At 70.6% G+C, this 20,776-nt stretch carries 19 protein-coding genes and 1 pseudogene; 12 read left to right on the top strand and 8 right to left on the bottom strand.

Annotated elements, in window-relative coordinates:
* The first annotated feature begins 76 nt into the window (after positions 1-76).
* The 10 genes and pseudogenes from AB0F91_RS19905 to AB0F91_RS19860 all read left to right on the top strand — a co-directional run bounded on the left by AB0F91_RS19905 (position 77) and on the right by AB0F91_RS19860 (position 9,531).
* Positions 77-805, top strand: coding sequence for a FadR/GntR family transcriptional regulator (locus AB0F91_RS19905; protein ID WP_360599077.1), 729 nt, complete (start codon positions 77-79; stop codon positions 803-805).
* A 171-nt stretch (positions 806-976) separates the two neighbouring features.
* Positions 977-2,386: an extracellular solute-binding protein gene (locus AB0F91_RS19900; protein WP_360599075.1), complete on the top strand. Its 1,410-nt coding sequence runs from the start codon at positions 977-979 to the stop codon at positions 2,384-2,386.
* Positions 2,387-2,391: 5 nt separating this feature from the next.
* A complete protein-coding gene (locus tag AB0F91_RS19895; protein WP_360599073.1) occupies positions 2,392-3,435 on the top strand; it encodes an ABC transporter ATP-binding protein in 1,044 nt (347 codons plus the stop codon).
* Between the two features lies 1 nt (position 3,436).
* The gene (locus AB0F91_RS19890) at positions 3,437-4,375 is read left to right on the top strand and encodes a sugar ABC transporter permease (RefSeq protein ID WP_360599071.1); all 939 of its coding nucleotides are present in this window, start codon (positions 3,437-3,439) and stop codon (positions 4,373-4,375) included.
* Complete coding sequence (locus AB0F91_RS19885) at positions 4,372-5,253, top strand: carbohydrate ABC transporter permease (RefSeq protein ID WP_360599069.1); 882 nt, start codon at positions 4,372-4,374, stop codon at positions 5,251-5,253. The genes AB0F91_RS19890 and AB0F91_RS19885 overlap by 4 nt, the downstream gene beginning before the upstream one ends.
* A 144-nt stretch (positions 5,254-5,397) precedes the next feature.
* Positions 5,398-5,958: an HD domain-containing protein gene (locus AB0F91_RS19880; protein ID WP_360599067.1), complete on the top strand. Its 561-nt coding sequence runs from the start codon at positions 5,398-5,400 to the stop codon at positions 5,956-5,958.
* Between the two features lie 62 nt (positions 5,959-6,020).
* A complete protein-coding gene (locus AB0F91_RS19875; protein ID WP_360599065.1) occupies positions 6,021-6,455 on the top strand; it encodes a L,D-transpeptidase in 435 nt (144 codons plus the stop codon).
* Positions 6,456-6,590: 135 nt separating this feature from the next.
* Positions 6,591-7,640 (top strand): annotated as a pseudogene (locus AB0F91_RS19870) (serine hydrolase domain-containing protein); the annotation flags it as partial.
* A 56-nt stretch (positions 7,641-7,696) separates the two neighbouring features.
* Positions 7,697-8,230, top strand: a complete 534-nt coding sequence (locus AB0F91_RS19865; protein ID WP_360599063.1) for a pyridoxamine 5'-phosphate oxidase family protein — start codon at positions 7,697-7,699, stop codon at positions 8,228-8,230.
* Between the two features lie 92 nt (positions 8,231-8,322).
* Positions 8,323-9,531: an MFS transporter gene (locus AB0F91_RS19860; protein ID WP_360599061.1), complete on the top strand. Its 1,209-nt coding sequence runs from the start codon at positions 8,323-8,325 to the stop codon at positions 9,529-9,531.
* Between the two features lie 154 nt (positions 9,532-9,685).
* On the opposite strand, the gene AB0F91_RS19855 is transcribed toward AB0F91_RS19860, so the two are convergent.
* Positions 9,686-10,063: a hypothetical protein gene (locus tag AB0F91_RS19855; RefSeq protein WP_360599059.1), complete on the bottom strand. Its 378-nt coding sequence runs from the start codon at positions 10,061-10,063 to the stop codon at positions 9,686-9,688.
* Between the two features lie 386 nt (positions 10,064-10,449).
* Between AB0F91_RS19855 and AB0F91_RS19850 the strand changes: the two genes are divergently transcribed.
* Positions 10,450-11,427, top strand: coding sequence for a polyphosphate kinase 2 family protein (locus AB0F91_RS19850; protein ID WP_360599056.1), 978 nt, complete (start codon positions 10,450-10,452; stop codon positions 11,425-11,427).
* A gap of 38 nt (positions 11,428-11,465) precedes the next feature.
* Complete coding sequence (locus AB0F91_RS19845; protein WP_360599054.1) at positions 11,466-12,494, top strand: HAD-IC family P-type ATPase; 1,029 nt, start codon at positions 11,466-11,468, stop codon at positions 12,492-12,494.
* Between the two features lie 194 nt (positions 12,495-12,688).
* Here AB0F91_RS19845 and AB0F91_RS19840 read toward each other — a convergent pair whose 3' ends face one another.
* The 7 genes from AB0F91_RS19840 to betA all read right to left on the bottom strand — a co-directional run bounded on the left by AB0F91_RS19840 (position 12,689) and on the right by betA (position 20,769).
* On the bottom strand, positions 12,689-13,210 hold the full coding sequence (locus AB0F91_RS19840; RefSeq protein ID WP_360599052.1) for an AAA family ATPase: 522 nt from the start codon (positions 13,208-13,210) through the stop codon (positions 12,689-12,691).
* 351 nt (positions 13,211-13,561) lie between these two features.
* Positions 13,562-13,966 carry a GntR family transcriptional regulator gene (locus AB0F91_RS19835; RefSeq protein ID WP_360599050.1) on the bottom strand — a complete coding sequence of 135 codons (405 nt, stop codon included), beginning with the start codon at positions 13,964-13,966 and terminating at the stop codon, positions 13,562-13,564.
* Positions 13,967-14,052: 86 nt separating this feature from the next.
* A complete protein-coding gene (locus AB0F91_RS19830) occupies positions 14,053-16,419 on the bottom strand; it encodes an arylsulfatase (protein ID WP_360599048.1) in 2,367 nt (788 codons plus the stop codon).
* A 95-nt stretch (positions 16,420-16,514) separates the two neighbouring features.
* Positions 16,515-17,399 (bottom strand): LysR family transcriptional regulator, encoded by an 885-nt coding sequence (locus AB0F91_RS19825; RefSeq protein ID WP_360599046.1) that lies wholly within the window; start codon positions 17,397-17,399, stop codon positions 16,515-16,517.
* Between the two features lie 9 nt (positions 17,400-17,408).
* Positions 17,409-18,581, bottom strand: coding sequence for an FAD-dependent oxidoreductase (locus AB0F91_RS19820; RefSeq protein WP_360599044.1), 1,173 nt, complete (start codon positions 18,579-18,581; stop codon positions 17,409-17,411).
* Positions 18,578-18,904 (bottom strand): bifunctional 3-phenylpropionate/cinnamic acid dioxygenase ferredoxin subunit, encoded by a 327-nt coding sequence (locus AB0F91_RS19815; RefSeq protein WP_360599042.1) that lies wholly within the window; start codon positions 18,902-18,904, stop codon positions 18,578-18,580. The genes AB0F91_RS19820 and AB0F91_RS19815 overlap by 4 nt, the downstream gene beginning before the upstream one ends.
* A gap of 206 nt (positions 18,905-19,110) precedes the next feature.
* Positions 19,111-20,769 (bottom strand): choline dehydrogenase, encoded by a 1,659-nt coding sequence (gene betA / locus AB0F91_RS19810; protein ID WP_360599040.1) that lies wholly within the window; start codon positions 20,767-20,769, stop codon positions 19,111-19,113.
* Positions 20,770-20,776: the final 7 nt, after the last annotated feature.

Genomic DNA, 20,776 nt, shown 5'->3' with positions numbered 1-20,776 from the left:
ATCCTTGACCGGGTCGCACGAACCCGAGGAGGAGCGTGACCACAGTGATGTCGAGGTCGACGCCGAGGAACCGGTCATGACGACCGAGGCGGCCTGGGAGCCGGTCCGCCGCGTGCGGATGCACGAACAGGTGCTGGCGCAGATCGAGGAGAAGATCCTCGACGGCAGCCTGCGCGCGGGGGAGAAGCTTCCCAGTGAACGCGAGCTCGTGAGCGCACTGGGGGTGAGCCGGACCAGCGTCCGCGAAGCCCTGCGCGCGCTCGAGGCCATGGGGATCATCGAGGCCCGCACGGGCTCGGGCGCCGACGCGGGTTCGGTCGTCACGGCGCGGTCGACGCCGGCGCTGACCAACCTGCTGCGGCTGCACCTCGCGCTCGCGCGGATCAGCCTGGCCGATCTGGTCGAGACGCGCGTGCAGCTCGAACGCAACGCCGCACGGGGCGCGGCGGGGGCCCGCACACCCGAGGACGTCGCCCGGCTCGCCGAGCTGGTCGAGGGCATGCGCGCCGCGGACCAGGAGTACCAGCAGTTCAACGCACTGGACACCGAGTTCCACGTGAGCATCGCGCGGATCTCGGGCAACGCGCTGGCCACCGACCTCATGCAGGCCCTGCGGGGCGCCGTCGAATCGGAGATGGCGGCGGCGTTCGCACGTCTGCCCGACTGGCGGACCGTCGCGGCCGACCTGGTGACCGAGCACGAGGGGATCCTGCGCGCCATCGAGGCGGGCGACGGGGATCGCGCGGCCGAGCTCGTGGCCGAGCACATCACGCGCTTCTACACCGACCGCGTGCTCAACCCCTGATCGCGCGGCGGCAGGCGACACGCTCCAGGTCGTAAGCCATCGGGGCCCACCGGCCCGGCAGTCGCCTGCCCCAGTTCTTGCCGATCGCGTCGAGGTTCGATTCACGCTGCCGCGGTGGGCGGCATCGACTAGACTCATTTGCCTCCTTTTCCCGAGAGGGAGGAGTCGGTGATGAGCGACTTCCCCAATTCACTGCACAGCAGGCGGGACGTGTTGCGTGCGGCGGCGGCCGTCACGCTCGGTTCGGTGACACTGGGCGCCTGCGCTTCCGAGGAGGACACCGGGGACACCACCGGGGGCCAAGCCCCGCAGGAGACGTTCAGTGAACCGTCCACAAAGCTCTCCGGTGACCTGAAAATCCTCCTCTGGAGCCACTTCGTGCCGAACCACGACGTGTGGTTCGACCGGTTCGCGCGGGACTGGGGTTCCCGGGTCGGGGTCAACGTGACCGTCGACCACATCGACCAGGCCCAGATCCCCACCCGGATCGCGGCCGAGATCCAGGCTCGACAGGGCCACGACCTCATTCAGTACATCGCGACGCTGTCGCAGTTCGAGCCGAGCGTGCTCGACCAGCGGGATCTCGTCAGCGAAGCGACACGACGGTGGGGACAGCAACTCCCGCTGTGCGAGAAGTCGAGCCTCAACCCCGCCACCGGCAAGTTCTACGCGTACTCGCCGGGGTGGGTACCCGACCCGGGCAACTACCGCAGGTCGCTGTGGGAGGCCGTCGGCATGCCGAACGGCCCCACCACGTGGGACGAGCTGCTCACGGGCGCGGCGCAGATCAAGAACAGCAAGGGGGTGCCGCTCGGCCTCGGCATGTCCCAGGAGATCGACTCCAACATGGTGCTGCGAGCCCTGATGTGGTCCTTCGGCGCGTCAGAGCAGGACGCGGACGAGCGCGTCACGATCAACTCGCCGGAAACGATCGCGGCCGTGGAGTACATGACGAAGCTCTACCAGCAGGCGATGACGCCCGAGGTGTTCTCCTGGAACGCCGCGAGCAACAACCAGGGCCTCGTCGCCGGCAAGATGTCCTACATCGTCAACTCGATTTCCGCCTGGCGGACCGCGGCCGGGTCGAACCCGAGCGTCGCCGACGACACGTTCTTCGTCCCGGCGCTGCGCGGGCCGGAGACCGCACTGGCCGCACAGCACGTCCTGTACAACTGGATCATCCCGCAGCACGCCACGGGGGTGCCGGCGGCGAAGGAGTTCCTGCTCCACTACACCGCCAACTTCGCCTCGGCGACCTACCAGTCGAAGCTGTACGACTTCTCCGCTTGGTCCAAGCTGACCCCCGAGCTGCCGAACTGGCTCGCGAACGACCCGTTCGGCTCTCGGCCGCCGGACAAACTGAAACTCCTCGCCGACGCCATCCCGTGGAGCGCCAACATCGGTCATCCGGGGCCGGCCAGCACGGCCATCGGAGAGGTGTTCAGCACCTTCGTGATCCCCAACATGTTCGCCAGGGCGGTACGCGGCGAAGCCACCCCGCAACAGTCGGTCGCCCAGGCGGAGGGACAGATCAACGCCGTCTTCGCCAAGTGGCGTGCCGCCGGTCTCGTCGGCGGCTGAGTGCGATGGCGGTCGTCGAGGTTCGCGACTTGGTGAAGCAGTTCGACGGCGGGCGGGTGCCCGCTATCGACCGGGTCACTCTGGCCGCCGCGGCCGGGGAGTACCTGGTGCTGCTGGGCCCGTCTGGCTGCGGCAAGACGACCCTGTTGCGCACTATCGCCGGGCTGGAAAGGCCGACCAGCGGTGACGTGCTGATCGGCGGGCACGTGGTGACCGGACTGCCGCCCCGGGCGCGCCAGATCGCGATGGTGTTCCAGAGTTACGCGCTCTACCCGCACAAAACCGTGCTGGCCAACATCGTGTTCCCGCTCCGGGCAGTGGGCATGGACAAGGCGGAACGCGAGAGCAAGGCCCGCTGGGCGGCAGAGCTCCTGGGTCTCGAGCTGCTCCTGGACCGCAAACCTCGACAGCTCTCCGGGGGTGAACGGCAGCGGGTGGCGCTCGCCCGGGCACTGGTGCGCGACCCCCAGGTGTTCCTCCTCGACGAGCCGTTGTCCAATCTGGATGCGAAGCTGCGCGCCAGCGCCAGGGACGAGCTCAAGCGGTTCCAGCAGGAAGTGGGAACCACGACGATCTACGTGACTCACGACCAGGCCGAGGCGATGGGACTGGGCGACCGGATCGCCGTGCTCAACGCGGGCCAGGTCCACCAGGCCGGCCCGCCGGTGGAGGTCTACGACGACCCGGCCGACACATTCGTGGCGACCTTCCTCGGCTCGCCGCCGATGAACCTGATCCCGCACGACGGCAAGCTCGTCGGGTTCCGCCCCGAGCACCTGCTGCCGGTCGAGAACGTCCCCGCCGGCGAAGGAGTCACGATGCCGCTGGCCGTGGAGCGGCTCGAGTACCTCTCCGGGGACCGGCACGTGTACGGCACGGTGTCGCGGATCGGCGAGCGCACCAGGGTGGTCGCCCGGCTGCCGGCCACGGTGGACACCGCGATCGCGGCGGGCGAGACGCACGAGTTCGCCGTGCCCGGCGCGCGCCTGCGGTTCTTCGACTCGGACAGTGGGCAACGCTCCGGGCCGGTCCGCCTGGACGGTGGGTGAGATGGCCACCGCCACCGACACGGTCACCACTCCCGCGACCGCACCGGCGCGGCGCGGGCTGGCGGATCGCGACGGCCTGCTGGCGTGGGGTTTCCTGCTGCCCAGCATCGTCTACATCGTCGCGCTGGTGGGTGTTCCGTTCGTGCTCGCCATCGCGTTCGCGTTCTCGGACGTGACGGCAGGGGACCCCTCCTACGATTTCGTCGGCTTCCGCAACTTCGCGCGGGTCTTCCACGACCCGGTGTTCTGGCGGGCACTGGGCAACACGTTCGTGTTCACCCTCATCTCGATGGTCCTGATCGTGGTGCTGGGCAAGGTGCTCGCCAACATCCTCATCGCGGACTTCCGCGGCAAGTGGCTCGTCCGCTTCCTGGTCTTGCTGGCGTGGACGACTCCGGTGGCCCTGTCTTCGATCTCGTGGCTCTGGTTGCTCGATTCCATCTATTCGCCGATCGACTGGATGCTGCGGCAGTTCGGCGCGCTCGGTCCGGTGGAGAACATGTACTGGCTCGGCCGGCCCGGCCTGTCGATGGCCTCGGTGATCGCGGTCCACGTCTGGCGGCTGACCCCGCTCGCCGCGGTGATCATGATGGCCGGGCTGATGGCCATTCCGAAGGACATCGACGAGGCCGCGCGGGTCGACGGAGCCGGGTACTGGCGCCGGATGTTCGAGATCACCATCCCGCTGGTCCTCCCGGTGGCGGCGGTCGCCGCGCTGTTCGGCGCGATCTTCACGTTCACCGACATGGCGGTGGTCCGGGTGCTCACCCGCGGCGGCCCGAACGACGCCACGCAGGTGCTCGCCAGCTGGGCTTTCTACCGCGGCATCGACGGCGGCGACGTCGCCCAGGGCGCCGTCATCGCGCTGTTCCTGTTCCCGCTGTTGCTCGCCGCGGCGGTGCTCATTCTGCGCGCGGTTCGCCGGATCGAGGTGCGATGACCACCGCCGAGGAAGCCGGACGGCTGCGGCAGCGATACGCCAGGCGCCACGTGCTCGCCCGGGTGGGCCTGTACCTGACGGCGATCGCGGCGGCGCTGATCTGCGCAGCGCCCTTCCTGTGGAGCCTGATCACGGCGTTCAAGCAGAACCGGGACCTGTACAACCCCCAGAACAACCCGTTCGTGTTCAACCGGGCGCCCACCTCCGACCACATCGGCTATCTGTTCACCGACACCGAGTTCCTGACGTTCGTGGCCAACACCCTGCTGGTCGGGGTCCTGGTAGTGCTGATCACGCTCGCGCTGGGCCTGCCCGCCGCGTACGCGCTGGCCCGGCTGGATCGACCGTGGTCCGGGCCCATGGCGATCGGCATCTTCCTCGTTTACCTCGTGCCGCCCAGTCTGCTGTTCCTCGCCTTGTCGCGGATCGTGGTGGCCGTCGGGCTCCAGGACTCGACGTGGTCGCTGGTCCTGATCTACCCGACCATCACCATCCCGGTCTCGGTCTGGCTGCTCATGGGATTCCTCAAGAACATCCCGAAGGACATCGAGGAACAGGCCATGGTCGACGGTTACAGCCGGGTGGGTGCGTTCGTGCGGGCCGTCCTGCCGCTGGCGTATCCCGGCATCATCGCGGTGGTCGTGTTCGCTTTCACCCTGACCGCGAGCGAGTTCATCTACGCGCTCGCTTTCGTCGCCCCGACGGACCAGATGACGGTGAGCATCGGGGTGCCGACCCAGCTGGTGCGTGGTGACGTGTTCTTCTGGCAGTCGTTGCAGGGCGCCACAGTGCTGGTGGCCGTGCCGATCGCGCTGGTGTTCACCTGGTTCCTGGACCGGTTCGTCGCCGGTTTCACGATGGGCGCGGTCAAGGAATGAGCAGCGGAGTGACCGCGTGACCGAGCGCGGACGGCGACCTCGGGGGCCGCGGCACACCTCGGGAACCTGATTGCGTCGATGCTTCGAGGTCGACGGCCGCCTAGTCTGGGCGCCGGAGATCACCGACCCGGGGAGTACGCAGACATGGCTGACGAGCCCACCACGCTGGCCGCCTTCGGTTACGAACTCGGGGTGCTCAAGCGCGTCCGCCGGACAGGGTGGTGGCAGGCCGGCGTGCGCGATCCGGAGTCGGTGGCCGAGCACAGCGTGCGGGCCGCGCAGCTCGCCGCGCTGCTGGCCGCGGAGGAAGGCGCGTCACCGGAACGCGCGGCGTTTCTGGCGCTGTGGCACGACACGCAGGAGACCCGTACGGGTGATTTGCCGCATTCGGCCGGCCCGTACCTGGTGAAGCCGGACCCGCGGGCGATCACGGCGGACCAGACGGCCGCGTTGCCATCGCGTTCGCGTGCGGTGGTGCGCGAGGCTGTCGGCGAGTACGAGGCGCGGGAGTCCACTGAGGCGCGTTGCGCGAAGGACGCCGACAAACTCGAAATGCTTCTTCAGGCGCTGGAATACCGTTCGTCAGGAGTATCCACAGTGGACGAATGGATTGACTCCGCGCGTGCCGATCTGTTCACGGAGACGGCCCGCCGGCTCGCCACGGCCGCGTTGGCGCTGTCGCCGCTGTCTTGGCGCACACTGTGATCCTCGTGGTTCGAAAAACGCCGACCGGGGAATTCTTCCTGTGACTGACGGGAGGCAGAACGATGAAGTCGAGGATCACGGCAGCCTTGGCGGGTGCGGCGGCGGTCGCGGCCACGATCGGCTTCGCCGACAGCGCGAACGCGGCCACCGCGCCGTGCAGCGCCCAGGCGAAAGCCTGCGTCCAGCTGCACACCGGCACGGCCTGGCTGATGGACAACGGAACCGTCGTCCGCGGCGGCGTCCCCATCACGGCGGGCAAACCCGCGTACCCGACGCCGGCCGGCACATTCCGCGTGCAGTACAAGGACATCGACCACTACAGCAAAGAGTTCAACGGCCCGATGCCGTACTCGGTGTTCTTCACGACCACCGGCGTGGCGTTCCACCAGGGCAGCCTGAAGGTGCAGTCGCACGGCTGCGTGCACCTTTCGCACGCCGACGCGGTGGCGTTCTACACCGGGCTTCACCCCGGCGACGTCGTCGAAGTGGTGAAATAGGGGAATTCGCGCTGTGGGGTGCGGGATGCGCTGTCTCACACTCCACAGCTGGGAGACGGGCGCGGCAGGCGGCACGTCGGCGCGGTAGGCGGAGTGGCGATGAGCGCGATCTAGGACCAGGTCCAGCGTCATCTCGACACCCTGGTCGCCACTGGCGCGGAGACCGGGGTGCAGGTCGCGGTCTACCAGGACGGCGCGCTGATCGTCGATGCGGTCGCGGGCACAGCCGACCCGGCCACCGGACGACCGGTCACTTCCGGCACGCCGATCTTCAGTTTCTCGACCTTCAAGAACGTGACAGCCACGCTCGCACACCTGCTGGTCGCGCGCGGCCTACTCGAGTACGACAGCCCGATCACGACCCTCTGGCCCGAGTTCGGGGTGCACGGCAAGGCCACGGCGACACTGCGGCACGTGCTGACCCACACAGCCGGTCTTCCGGCCATGCCGCGCGAGATCACCCCGAGCGAGCTGCCCGACTGGTCCAAGGTGTGTGGCGCGCTGGCCGCCGCCGAGCCGCGCTGGCTGCCGGGGACCGCCACCGGTTATCACTCCTACACCTTCGGTTATCTCGTCGGCGAGCTGGCGTGCCGCGCGACCGGGCTGCCCCCGCACCAGCTGCTGCGTGAGTGGATCACCACGCCGCTCGGTATCGAGGGGCAGCTCTATTACGCCGCCCCGGAGGAGTCGCTGCCCGGGTTGGCGCGCCTGGAGCAGCGGCCGTGGCCCGGCGACCGGGACGACGGGAACGCGATCCTCGCACCGTGGGAAAGCCGGCCCAGTGCCGATTTCGGCAACAACAGCGAAATCGTGCGCGCCGAGGTGCCGTCGGTGGGCATCGCCACCGCGCACGGCCTTGCCGCGATGTACAACGCCGTGCTGCAGGGCGAGCTCGTGGACTCCGCGCGGCTGGTGAAGCTGTCCGCGCTCGCGTTCGAAGGTACGGACCAGGTTTTCGGTACTCCGGCGCGGATGGCACTGGGCTTCCCGATCGGCAGGCTCGGCGCCCCCGCCGAGGCGAACTCCGTGGCCTTCGGCTGGCCGGGTGGCGGCGGGAGCTACGCGTACGCCGACCCCGCGCGGGGCATTGCCTTCGCGCTGACGAAAAACCGGCTCCTGCCGAACTTCGACACCGCGCTGTCGGTCACCAAGATCCTGGCCGACCACCTCGCCGGGAAGCGGTGAGACTTCCCCGCGGATGCGCGGGGGCGCTGAATTCACGACGATCACCAGGAGAAACCATGTCCACGCCCACCGCGGACGACCCGACCGCGCCGCAGACCAGCCTCGGTGCGTTCTCCTCGCCAGGCGCCGGCCCGACGCCGTGGGAGGAGACGGAGGGGGCGCTGCGCCGGATCCAGAAGTTCCAGCTGTGCACGGTGCGCCCGGACGGCCGCCCCCACGTGACGCCATTGCTGGCGATCTGGGCGCTCGGCGCGATGTGGTTCACCACTGGCGACAACGAGCAGAAAGCCAAGAACCTCAGCGCCAACCCGCACTGCGTGCTGACCGCCGGAACCGGCACGCTGACCGGCACGGACTACCTCGTCGAAGGCACTGCGAACCTGGTGACCGACCAGGCGACGAGGGAAACCGTGGCGGCCGCGTTCGAACAGGCCTACGGCTGGCAGCTCACCCGCGAGGACGGCACCTGGTACCAGCTGGGCGACGCCGTCCGGACCGGGAACGTTCAGCTCTATCGGGTCCGGCCGGAGAAGGGCTTCGCTTTCACCACCGGTAGCGCGTCATCCCAGACTCGCTACCGGTGGAGCTGACGGCACGGCACCCGGCTGCTCACGCCGGCGAGGCTTCGTCCGCGAGGCCGCTGGTCTGAACCGCTGCCCACCGGTCCTGGCAGGATGGCCGGGTGGCGGGGAAGCAGGGGCAGCGGCCCGCGCTGGGGCGGGAGTTCGCGAAGGTCTGGGCAGCGGCCTCGGTGTCGGTGCTGGGCGACGGTGTGCGGGTGGCCGTGCTGCCGCTGCTCGCGGCGGCCGTGGCACCGAGCCCGGGAGCCGTGAGTGCGGTCGCGGTGGCCGGGTCGGTGCCGTGGGTGCTTTTCTCGCTGTTCGGCGGGGCGCTGGCCGACCGGCACGACCGGCGGAAGCTCATGTGGCGCACGGACGCCGTCCGCGCAGTGCTGGTCGCGGCGGTGGCGGCGTGGGTGTTCGTGAACCCGCCGCCGGTCTGGGTGCTGGCGGCGCTGACCTTCGCACTGGGGTGCGCGGAAACCGTCTTCGACAACGCGGCCACGGCGTTGCTGCCGGACGTCGTGTCGGCGGATGGGCTCGACGTGGCGAACGGGCGGCTGCTGGGCAGCCAGGTGGTCGGGCTGCAGTTCGTCGGGCCGCCGCTGGGGGCGGCATTGTTCGCGGCCGCGGCCGGGGCGCCGCTGGTCGTGGACGCGGTGTCGTTCGGCCTCGCGGCGCTGCTGATGCGGCTCGTGCGCGCAGCGCCGGGTGCCGCCCGTCCGCGCATGACGTCGATGCGCGCGGACATCGCCGAGGGCGTGCGGTGGTTGTGGGGCCACCACGGGCTGCGGCTGCTCGCCTTCGAACTCGGACTGGCCGCCCTGGCGGTGCAGCTGGCGACCTCCGTGCTGGTCCTGTTGGTCGTGCAGACGCTGCACGCGCCGGAGTTCGTCTACGGCCTGGTGCTCGCGTCGGGCGCCGCCGGCGGGGTGCTGGGGTCGTTCGCGGCGGGACCGCTCAAAGCCCGGTTCGGCCTCGGCGCCCGGATCGCCGTGGCGATCACCGCGATCGGTGTCGCGCTGGTCGTGGCCGGCTTGGCCACGTCAGTGGTCCTCGTCGCCGGGATGTACGCGCTGGGCAGTTTCGGCATCATCGTCTGGAACGTGCAGGCGGTGTCGGTGCGCCAGCGGCTCGTCCCGCGCGAGCTGCGCGGCCGGGTGAACAGCGCGTACCGGCTGATCGGCTGGGCCGGCATCCCGGTCGGCGCGGCGCTGGGCGGGGTGTTCGGCACGGCGGCGGGAGTCCGTGCCCCGATTGTCGCCGGCGGCTGCCTGGCGCTCGGTTCGCTCGTGCTGGTCCCTCGGCTCGCGAAGCTGGACCGCGCCTAGGCCGGCCGCTTGGACCTCGCCCTGCGCTATGGGCCGGAGCCCGGCCAGGTGGCCGACGTCGTGGTCCCGGCCGGTGTGGGCCCCGCGCCAATGGTTCTTGTGGTGCACGGTGGGTATTGGCACGTCGACGTCGATCGCGGGTGTCTTGAGCCAGTTATGCGGGCACTGGCGCGGCCCGGGCCCGTGTTCCCACCCGCACGCGCGAGCTCGGGTGCTCGAATGCCCCGGCGTCGCCGAGGTGGCCGTGGACCTGGCCCGGATCGTGTGCTGCGAGCCCGTTGTGGCTCTCGTGGGACTCGACGTCGCGGCCGGCGGTCTGCCGTGGCTGTTCGGCGCCGAAGTGGCGGCCCCACCACGTGCGCGCGAACGGCTCGTCGAACGCGCCGCGGACGCCCGGCTTCCTTTGGCGCACGGCGGTTTCCGGGTACTCGGGTACCGCGACGTCGGCGACGGCGGCGAGCACGTCGCCTTCGTCCGGGTCGGGCGTGCTGGTCCACGTCCGCGGCCGAGGCTCGCTGTGGTACGGGCTCACCGGGCATCCGGTGCCGGACGGCCCCACTGACGACGTGGCGGAGGAGATCCTGCGCGACCTCGAGGTGGGGGACCGGTCACCCGGATCCGGAACTCCACTGTGGATCTGATGATGTGGCTCCCGGCTGGGAACCGTTCGCCACGGCGGGGTCCCGGTGTGGCACCTCACCCGAAACAGGTGAGGCCGCGCGCCGCGACCGGGCCTAGTGCCAGGCACACCGCCGCCCCGGTCCGCCGACTCGCTCGCCCGCGCCGCCGGCGAGCAGCGGGGCGGGCGGGCAGGGAGGATATCTCGCCCTCAACAGGTGAGGGGGAAACCCGCCGCGGCCTGAGAGGTTCAAGCGTCGCGGGGGGAATGGACCCTGGTCGGCGGAAGAGGACTGAACCATGGCGGGCGATGAGCGGACTGAGCGGATCGCGGAGTTCATCGAGCCGTTGCGGGTGAAGCCGGGGTCGAAGGTGCAGCTCAGCCGGGACTTCGACCCGGCTTACCGAGGTGACGTGCTGCGCAAGAAGGACGGCCGCGAGCTGCTCGCGGCGGGAGTCGCCCTGCTGGCGGACTACCAGCGGCGCCTGGCCGCCCAGAACACCTACGGCGTGCTGGTTTGCCTGCAGGCATTGGACGCGGGGGGCAAGGACGGCACGATCCGGCACGTGATGAGCGGCGTGAACCCGCAGGGCGTGCGCGTGAGTGGGTTCAAGGTGCCCTCGTCCGAGGAGCTGGACCACGACTACCTGTGGCGCTACGCCCGCAGGCTTCCCGCGCGCGGCGACATCGGGATCTTCAACCGGTCGCACTACGAGGAGGTGCTCGTGGTGCGGGTGCACCCGGAGCACCTGGACCACCAGCGGCTGCCCGCGTCGGCGCGGCGCGGGCACGTGTGGGCGCGCCGGTTCCGGGAGATCAACGACTGGGAACGCTACCTGACCGACAACGGGTTCAAGATCGTGAAGTTGTTCCTCAACCTCTCGAAGGAAGAGCAGCGCGCGCGGTTCCTCAGGCGGATCGATCGGCCCGACCGCAACTGGAAGTTCTCCGCGGCCGACGCCCGCGAACGCCGGTTCTGGGACGACTACCAGCGCGCGTTCTCCAAGGTGCTCTCCGCGACCAGCACGGAATGGGCCCCGTGGTACGTGATCCCGGCCGACCGCAAGTGGTTCGCGCGCACGTGCGCGGCCGCCGTCCTGGCGCACACCCTGATCGACATCGACCCCCAGTACCCCACGGTGAGCGACGAGCGGCGCGACGACCTCCTCGTCGCGCGGGCGGAGCTGGAAGCCGAAGCACCCGAAGGCGCGCCGGCGGATCCGTACGCTGCCGCCGCCGAACAGAAGCGGCAGAAGAAGAAGAAAAAGAAGCACTGACGGCCGCGGTTTCGGCTCACGGCGATCGGAGGGCGGAGATGGTCGCACACGAGCACGCGCCGGCGAAGGAGCACAACTGGTACTCACGCGCCCCCGGCGACGTCGCCTCGGCGTTCGGCGTCGACCTGGAGTTCGGGCTCTCGTCGGCCACGGCGGCGGAGCGGCTGAGCGTGAACGGCCCCAACTCCCTGCCCGAGGAGAAACCGAAAGCGGCCTGGCTGCGGTTCCTCGACCAGTACACCAGCTACATGGAGCTCATCCCGGTCGCGGCCGCCGTGGTATCGCTGGTGATCAAGCAGTGGGGCACGGCCGTGCTGCTGCTGGTGCTCACCGTCGGCAACGCGGTCGCGGGCCTGCGCCAGGAGGGCAAGGCCGAAAGCGCGATGAATGCGCTGAAGTCGATGATGAAGGCGACCGCGCGGGTGCGCCGCGACGGGGTCGAAGAGGAGGTCCCGGCCGAGGAGCTCGTGGTCGGCGACGTCGTGCTGATCACGGCGGGCGACCAGGTCCCCGCCGACTGCCGCATCGTCGTGGCCAACGCGCTGCAGATCGACGAGTCGGCGCTGACGGGCGAGAGCACGCCGGCGGTGAAGGACGCGGCCGCGTTGCCCGCCGGCAAGCTCGGCCCCGGCGACCAGTCGAACATGGCGTTCATGAACTGCCCGGTGACGCACGGCAGCGCGACCGTCATCGTGACCGGCACGGGCCGGAACACGGAGCTGGGCAAGATCTCCGGGATGCTGTCGGCCACGGCGCGCGAGCAGTCGCCGCTGACGAAGCAGCTCAACACGCTCACACTGTGGATCGCCGCGGCGGCCGGGATCACCATGGTCGTGATGTTCGTGCTGGGCCGCGGCCGGGACCTGTCGTGGGATGTCCTGTTCGTGAGCGCGATCTCGCTGGCGATCGCGGCCATCCCCGAGGCGCTGCCCACGGTGAGCCAGGTGATCCTCTCGCTCGGCAGCGTGGACCTGGCCAAACGCAGCTCCAGTTCCGTCGCCACGGCGGGCGCCCCGAGGAACATGCCGAGCGCGGCGGGCAGGAGCGTCAGCAGCAGCTGCGCGTAGTTGTGCACGAAAGCGATCAGCGCAGGCCAGCCGCCGCACCGGGGTTCGGGGCGCCGGCGAAGCAGCCGGGCAGGTCCACTGTGGACAGCGTGCTGCGCATGCCGGCGCCCATCGCCACGTAACCCCGGCCAGTACGATGAACAGCACGGCGAGGCCCAGCAGCCGCGCCCGGTCCTGCCGCCAGGAAACCCAGATCACGCCGCGACCTCCTTCGGCTGCCCGGCCGCGAGGTGGTGCAGCACGAGGTCTTCCAATGAGGCGGCCTCGGCGCGCCAGCCCGGCGGAAGTGCCGGCCGCGGACCGCGGATGAGCATCGTGGCCGCGTCGCCCCGGCGTTCGCACGACAGCGGGACCCTCCGGACCTCGTCCACAGTGGACGACGGGCCGGTGAGCCGCGCGTGCTCCGCCATGAGGTCGTCGACGTCGCCGGACAGCACGACCCGGCCGTGGTCGAGCACGACCAGGTGGTCGCAGAACCGCTCGAGCTCGGACACGACGTGAGAGGACAGCACCACCGTGCAGTCGTGGTCGGCTTTCGCCGCCACCACGCTGCCCATGAGGTCGCGCCGCGCGAGCGGGTCGAGGCTCGCGACGGGTTCGTCGAGTACCAGCAGCTCCGGACGCCGCGCGAGGGCGACGCTCAACGCCACCTGGGCCTGCTGGCCGCCGGACAGCTCGCCGATGCGGCGCTGCAGCGGAATGCCCAGTTCGCGCACGCGAGTGCCGCGTGGTGGTCCCAGCGCCGGTTGAGCCGGCGGGCGGCTTCGAGCATCTCGCGCACGCGGAACGACTCGTAGAGCGAATGCCGCTGGTCCGAATGCCGCTGGGCGAGGTACGCGACGCCCTCGGTCGGCTCTCCCGGCTTCACCGGGCGGCCGAACAGCTCGAGGTCCCCGCCCGAGGGTCGCAGGAGCCCGGCCAGGAGGTTCAGCAGGGTCGCTTTCCCGCACCGTTGGGTCCGACGAGGCCGACCACGCGGCCCTCGCCGATTTCGAGTGTGCAATCCCGAATCCCCCAGGTGTGACCGCAGCGCCGGACCAGGGCGTGGGTCGCGATCGCCACTGTACTCACTCGTTCTCCTTACCGGAACGTTTTCCGATGCGCAGGAGCACGGACGAGACGAGGGCCTCGACGTCGGCGACGGTCAGGCCCGACGCGCGGGCCTCGTTGATCCACCGCTCGAACCCGGCGCGCAGCTGCGCCTGGCGTTCGGGCGACACGCCCGCCGGGTCGTCGCGCGCGACGAACGTGCCCATCCCGGGCCGGCCGCGCACGATGCCGCGGTGGTCCAGCTCGCGATACGCCTTCTGCACGGTGTTCGGGTTGATCACGAGCTGCCGTGCGACCTCCTTGACCGTCGGCAGCCGGTCGCCCCGCTTGAGCTCACCGAGCCGCACGGCGTGCTCGACCTGCCGCACCAGCTGCAGATACGGCGGCACACCCGAATCACTCTCGAAGCGGAACTCGAACACCGTGTCCGTTACCCCTGTCCCCGTTACCCCAATTGACTAGGGAGCTAGGTCAACGGCCGGTCAGGGCAGTGATCATCCGGGGGTGATCACTGGGCGCCCATGATCCGTCGCTGCAGGCCACCGTCGTATTCCGCCAGTTCGGCGGCCGGACCGAGGTCGATCCGGACCGTGTGCACGAGCCCGGTGAACGCGTTGGTTCCGGCGGCGTAGGCGTCGGACACCGGTGTGCCGAGGTCGACGCCCACGTCGAGCGTCTCGTCGAAGGAGAAGTAGTACGCGATCGTCCGCTCCACGCGGGCCGCCGCGAGCTTCTCGCCGTCGGCGGTGAGCACGGCGTCGCCACCGAGGCCGGGCCCGCCGCCGTCGTAGGTGAACTCGAGGCGCAGCTCGTGCCGGCCCGGTGCGAGCGGGTCGGTCGCGGCCGCGGTGAAGTGCTCGAGCCCGAAGTAGTTGTAGACGTAGACCGGGCGGCCGTCGGCGAAGTACAGCGCCCAGCCACCGAAGCGGCCGCCCTGCGCGATGATGACGCCGGACGCGGGCGTCGCGGGTGCGCCGGCAAGTTCCACGTCAGCCGTGACGACGTGGGAGCGGTTCTTGACGTTCGGCGTGGTCTCCTCGGTGAAGCGCCGCATCCCGCCGCGGTAGGTCACCGAAGTTCGCGCGCCCAGCAGGTCGAGCCGGCCGGCCAGCACGGGGTTCTCGCGTTCGGTGACGCGGTCGTCGAGCGGGAACACCTGGTGTTTCGCCGCCTCCACGAGGAACAGGTCCTGCAGCTCCCGCAGTTTCGCGGGGTGGTCGGCGGCGAGGTCGTGGGCCTGGCTCCAGTCGCGCGTGAGGTCGTAGAGCTCCCAGACGTCGTCGGAGAACGGCCGCCGCTTCGTCGCCACCATCTCCCACGGCACACCGTGCCGCGTCACCGCGGTCCAGCCCTCGTGATAGATCCCGCGGTTGCCGCACATCTCGTAGTACTGCGTGTGGTGGCGCTCGGGCGCGGCGGCGTCGATGATCGTCTCGCGCAGGCTGACGCCCTCGATCGGCTGCTGCTGCACGCCGTCGACGCTGTGGGGTGCGGGAATGCCCGCACAGTCGAGGATCGTGGGCAGTACGTCGATCACGTGGCTGTACTGGTGGCGCAGCCCGCCGGCCTCGGCGCCGCCCGCGGGCCAGTGCACGATCAGCCCGTCGCGCGTGCCGCCGAGGTGCGAGGCGACCTGTTTCGTCCACTGGTAAGGCGTGTTCAGCGCGAGAGCCCAGCCGGCCGGCGCGATCGGGTAGGTGCCGGGGTCCCCGATCTCGTCGAGGTGGTGGATCATCTCCTCCGGGTCGTCGACGAGCCCGTGACCCAGCCGGTGCTCCACGAGCGTGCCCTCGATGCCGCCTTCGCCCGACGCGCCGTTGTCGCCGAGCAGGTAGACGAACAGCGTGTTGTCGAGCTCGCCCAGCTCTTCGAGCGCGGAGACGAACCGGCCCACCTGCGTGTCGGCGTGGTCGACGAACGCGGCGAACGTCTCCATGAACCGCGCGGCCAGCCGCCGCCGGGTGTCGTCGAGCTCGTCCCAGTGCGGCACGCCTTCGGCCCACGGTGCGAGTTCGGTGTCCTCGGGCACCACGCCGAGCTCCTTCTGCCGCGCCAGCGTGAGTTCGCGTTGCCGGTCCCAGCCGTGGTCGAACCGGCCGCGGTGCCGTTCGCGCCATCCGCGGCCGACGTGCAGCGGCGCGTGCGCGGCGCCGAGGGCGAGGTAGGTGAAGAACGGGCGGTCCGGGGTGAGCGTGCGCTGTGTGCGCACCCAGTCGACGGCGTGGTCGACGAGGTCCTCGGTCAGGTGGTAGCCGTCCTGCGGACTCCGGTCGGGCTCGACGGGCGTGGTTCCCTGGTACAGCAACGGGTACCAGTGGTTCATCTCCGCGCCGAGGAAGCCGTAGAAGGTGTCGAACCCCTCGCCGGTCGGCCACCGGTCGAAGGGCCCGACCGCGCTGATCTCGCGCGGCGGTGTCTGGTGCCACTTGCCGAACGCGGCGGTGCTGTACCCGTTGCCCTGCAAGATCTGCGCGAGCGTCGCGGCACTGCGCGGGCGGAAGCCGTGGTAACCCGGTGCCGAGGTCGCCATCTCCGTGGTGCCGCCCATGCCGACGGAGTGGTGGTTGCGTCCGGTCAGCAGCGCCTGCCGGGTCGGTGAGCACAGCGCGGTGACGTGGAAACGCGTGTAGCGCAGCCCGCCGGCCGCGAGCCGGTCGGCCGTCGGCATGGCGCACGGGCCGCCGAACGCGCTCGAGGTGCCGAAGCCCAGGTCGTCCGCCACCACGATCACGACGTTCGGCGCGCCTTCCGGTGGTGGCACCGGCCCGATCGGCGTTCCCCGGCCGCGCTGCTCGCGCACGTCGAGTGCCGTGGGCGCGGGCACGGGGACGTCCGGGCGCGGCAGTACGTGGCGCCCGGCGGGGAACGCGGACATGAAGAGCTCCTTCCGAAGTGGACGCCAACGAGCTTCACAGCGCCCTACCCCGGGCAGCCAGGCTCCGGACGGGGATGGCCCAGACCGGATTTCGATCAGGCCGAGAGGTGATCTTTATGGGCCTCGCCGGCCAGGGCCAGGAACCGTTCCGCGGCGGGGGAGAGTGGCCCGGCGCGCCAGACCATCCGGCCGCGCCGCAGGAACGGCGGGTCGAGCGGCACGGTGATCGCGCCCTGGCGGCGGGCGTCGTCGGCCATCGCGCGGGGCAGCAGCGCCGCGCCGGCCCCGGCCAGCACGAGGGGCACGATCATCGCGCGGTGCTCGGTCTCCACCACGACACGGGGCTCGGCCGTGCCGCGCAGCGCTTCCTCGACGATCCACCGCGTGGCCGTGCCGGGCGGCGTGGTGACCAGGTCCAGCGCGGCCAGCTCGGTCACCGGCAGCACGTCCCGCACCGGCGAGTCCGCGGCCAGCACGGCGAACACCTCCTGCTCGGCGAGATCGAACCCGGCGAGCCCCGGTGTCTCGGCGCCGGACTCGACGAGACCGACCTCGCTCAGTCCGTTTCGGACACGGTTCACGACGTCGGAGCCTGTCTCCGGCGCCCGCACGCGCACGAGGACCTTCGGGTGCGCCGCGCGGAACCGGCCGAGCAGCTTCGCGAGCGGGTCGACGGCGAGCGTGGTCTGCGATGCGAGGTCCAGCGTCCCGCCGCCGAGACCGAGGACTTCGCGCACGGACGCGTCGGCCGTGCGCAGGTCGCGCAGGATCTGGCGGGCCGGGGCGACCAGCGCCGTTCCCGCGGGAGTCAACGTGGCGCCGTGGGGCAGGCGGTGGAACAGCAGGCCGCCGAGCTCCTTTTCCAGCGTGCGCACGGCGTGCGAGAGCGACGGCTGCGCGACGTGCAGCCACCGGGCCGCGTTCGTGAAGCCGCCGTGGTCGACGACGGCGAGAAAGTACTGAAGCTGGCGGCGTTCCATCCCCGCAGTTCAGGCCACGGGGGCGGGCCGCCGCAAGGCCTGGCGCCGCAACCGGGTGAACTGCTTGGCACTGTTGAGTGCGAAGACCCCGACCGTCACTCCGTCGCGCTGGTAGGTCGCGACGAACGCGGGGTCGTCCGGGCCGCCCTCGGTGAACACGACTTCGTCGCCGGGCCCGGGGTGGCCGGCGAGCTGCAGGGTGGCTTCGTATTGGTCGGACCAGACGTAGCCGCTCGGCGTGTAGTGCCGCGTGGTCGTGCCGGCGAGCAGGTTCGCGACGGCGACGCCCGCTTGCTCGCTCGCGTTGGTCCAGTGCTCGTGGCGGTGGCGCCGTCCGCCTTTTTCCGACGTGTAGGCCGCGACGTCGCCGACCGCGACCACGTTGGGCAGCGCGGTGACGAGCCCGCTCGAGACGTGCACGCCGGTGCCCACCTCCAGGTCCGAACCGGCCAGCCACTCGGTCTCGGGCACCATGCCGATCCCGACGACGACCACGTCGGCGGGCAGTTCTTCACCGCCTGCGAGCCGGACGCCGGTCACCCGCCCGCCCGCGGTCACGAGCTCGTCGACGGCGGCGCCACAGCGCAGGACCGTGCCATGGCGGTCGTGCAGCCGCGAGCACACCGCGGCCAGCTGTGGCCCGAGCACCCGTTCGAGCGGCGCGGCCAGCGCTTCGAGCACGGTGACGTCGAGACCGAGTGAGCGGCAGGTCGACGCGACCTCCGCCCCGATGAACCCGGCGCCCACGATCACCACCCGCGTGCCCGGCACCAGCTCCGCGCGCAGGGCCAGCGCGTCGTCCAGCGTCCGCAGCACGTGGACCCCGGCGACGCCTGCCGTGCCGGGCAGCGTCCGCGCCCGCCCGCCCGTAGCGAGCACGACGCCGTCGACCACCAGGTCAGCGCCATCGGAAAGCACGAGCCGACCGCCGGCGGCGTCGAGCCGTTCGGCCCGGGTGCCCAGCCGCAGCTCCAGCGACGCTGTGTCGCCGGCGTCGAGCAGGTCCAGGGACTCGCGCTCGGCGGTGCCGGCGAGGAAGGCCTTCGACAGCGGCGGCCGGTCGTAGGGCAGGTGCGGTTCGGCCCCGACGAGCACGACGCGGCCGTCGAACCCCTGCGCGCGCAGCTCCTGCGCAGCTCGCGCCCCGGCGAGCGAAGCGCCGACGATCGCGACGCTTTTCACGCGGCGTCCTCGGTGTTTTCCAAGTGCTCCGCCTGTACGTAGATCACGCCGTTGTCGACGAGCACCTCGTACGTGCGCACCGGCTGCTTCGCGGGCAGGCACGACGGCATCCCCGTCCGCAAGTCGAACAGCGCCGCGTGCAGCGGGCATTCGACGAAACACCCTTCGAGCCAGCCGTCGGCCAGCGACGCGTCCTGGTGGCTGCACGTGTCGCCGATCGCGTAGAGCTCGCCGTCGGCGTTGAACACCGCGATCGGCTCGGGCCCCGCGATCCGGACGGATTCGCCGGGGGGCAGTTCGTGCACTGTGCACGCGCGCAGCATCTGGGCCTCCGGGAGGAGCTCGGTTTGACGGGCAGTTTGTTGCGTATAAGGGAACGCGGAACGTGATACGCAACAAGTCTGAGTGCCCAGGCGGGCTGTCGTCAAGGGGCGTCCGGGGTTCCGATCGGGGCGGATTTTGTGGCCCGCTGCCGGACACGCCACGGACCCGTGCGCCGGGCGGGCGCACGGGTCCGGGAGACCGGCGGCTACGCGGGACTGTGGCGGTAGAAGGGTTGCTTGATCGGCGCGAGCGGGGTGTTGCCGAGGATCAGGTCCGCGGACTTCTCGGCGGTCATCATCACCGGCGCGTAGATGTTGCCGTTGGGGATGTAGGGCAGCACCGACGCGTCGACCACCCGCAGGCCCTCGGTGCCGTGCACGCGCATGCTGCCCGGGTCCACCACCGACAGCTCGTCCACGCCCATCTTCGCGGTGCACGAGGGGTGCAATGCGGTCTCGGCGTCCTTGGCGACCCAGTCGAGGATCTCCTCGTCGGTCTCCACGGCCGGACCGGGCGAGATCTCGCCTCCGTTGAACGGGTCGAGCGCGCTCTGGTTGAGGATCTTGCGCGCCACCCGCACGGCCTCCACCCACTCGCGGCGGTCGTTCTCGGTGGACAGGTAGTTGAACCGCAGCGCCGGGTGCTCGCGCGGGTCGGTGGAGGTGATCTTCACCGTTCCGCGGGTGTCGGCGTACATCGGCCCGACGTGCACCTGGTAACCGTGCCCGCCCGCCGGCACCGAGCCGTCGTAGCGGATGGCGATGGGCAGGAAGTGGAACATCAAGTTGGGGTAGGCCACCTCGTCGTTGCTCCGGACGAACCCGCCGCCCTCGAAGTGGTTGGTGGCGGCCGGTCCCGAGCGCAGGAACAGCCACTGCGCGCCGATCCACGGGCGCTTCCACTTCGCGAGCGAGGGCTTCATCGACACCGGCTGCTTGCACGCGTACTGGATGTAGACCTCCAAGTGGTCCTGCAGGTTCTCGCCGACGCCCGGCAGGTCGCGCACCACGTCGATGCCCAGCTTCTCCAGCTCGGCCGCGTTGCCGACGCCGGAGAGCTGCAGCAGCTGCGGCGTGTTGATCGCGCCGCCGCACAGGATGATCTCCTTGCCGTAGACCTCACCCGGCGCGCCGCGGCCCTGCGCGTATTCGACGCCGATCGCGCGGGTGCGGTCGAAGAGGATCTGCGACACGAACGCGTGGGTCTTCACGGTGAGGTTCTTCCGGTGCCGCACCGGGTGCAGGTACGCGCGGGCGGCCGAGAGGCGCCGTCCCTTGCGGACGTTGCGGTCGAAGGCGGCGAAACCCTCCTGCCGGTAGCCGTTCACGTCGTCGGTGCGCGGGTAGCCCGCCTGCACCGCGGCGTCGAAGAAGGCCTCGAACAACGGGTTGGTCGCCGGGCCGCGCTCCAGCTCGAGCGGGCCGTCGTGGCCGCGCCACGGCCCGCCGGGCGCGTCGGCGAGGCAGTTCTCCATGCGGCGGAAGTACGGCAGGCAGTGGGCGTAGTCCCAGTCCGACATCCCGGGGTCGCCGGCCCAGCGTTCGTAGTCGAGCGGGTTGCCGCGCTGGAAGATCATCCCGTTGATGCTGCTGGACCCGCCGAGCACCTTGCCACGCGCGTGGTAGATCCGCCGCCGGTTCATGTGCGGTTCGGGTTCGCTGCGGTAGCCCCAATCGTAGTACTTGCTGCCGATGGGGAAGGTCAGCGCCGCGGGCATGTGGATGAACACGTCCCACTTCGCGTCCTCGCGGCCGGCTTCGAGGACCAGCACCTTCGTCGCGGGGTCGGCGGAGAGGCGGTTGGCGAGCGCGCAGCCCGCGGACCCGCCGCCGACGATGACGAAGTCGTAGGTCTCGGTACTCATGTCTCCT

Source organism: Amycolatopsis sp. NPDC023774 (assembly GCF_040639695.1).
Taxonomy (GTDB): Bacteria; Actinomycetota; Actinomycetes; order Mycobacteriales; family Pseudonocardiaceae; genus Amycolatopsis.
The sequence above is the reverse complement of the archived record's forward strand: the minus strand, read 5'-3'. Positions and strand labels throughout refer to the sequence as shown.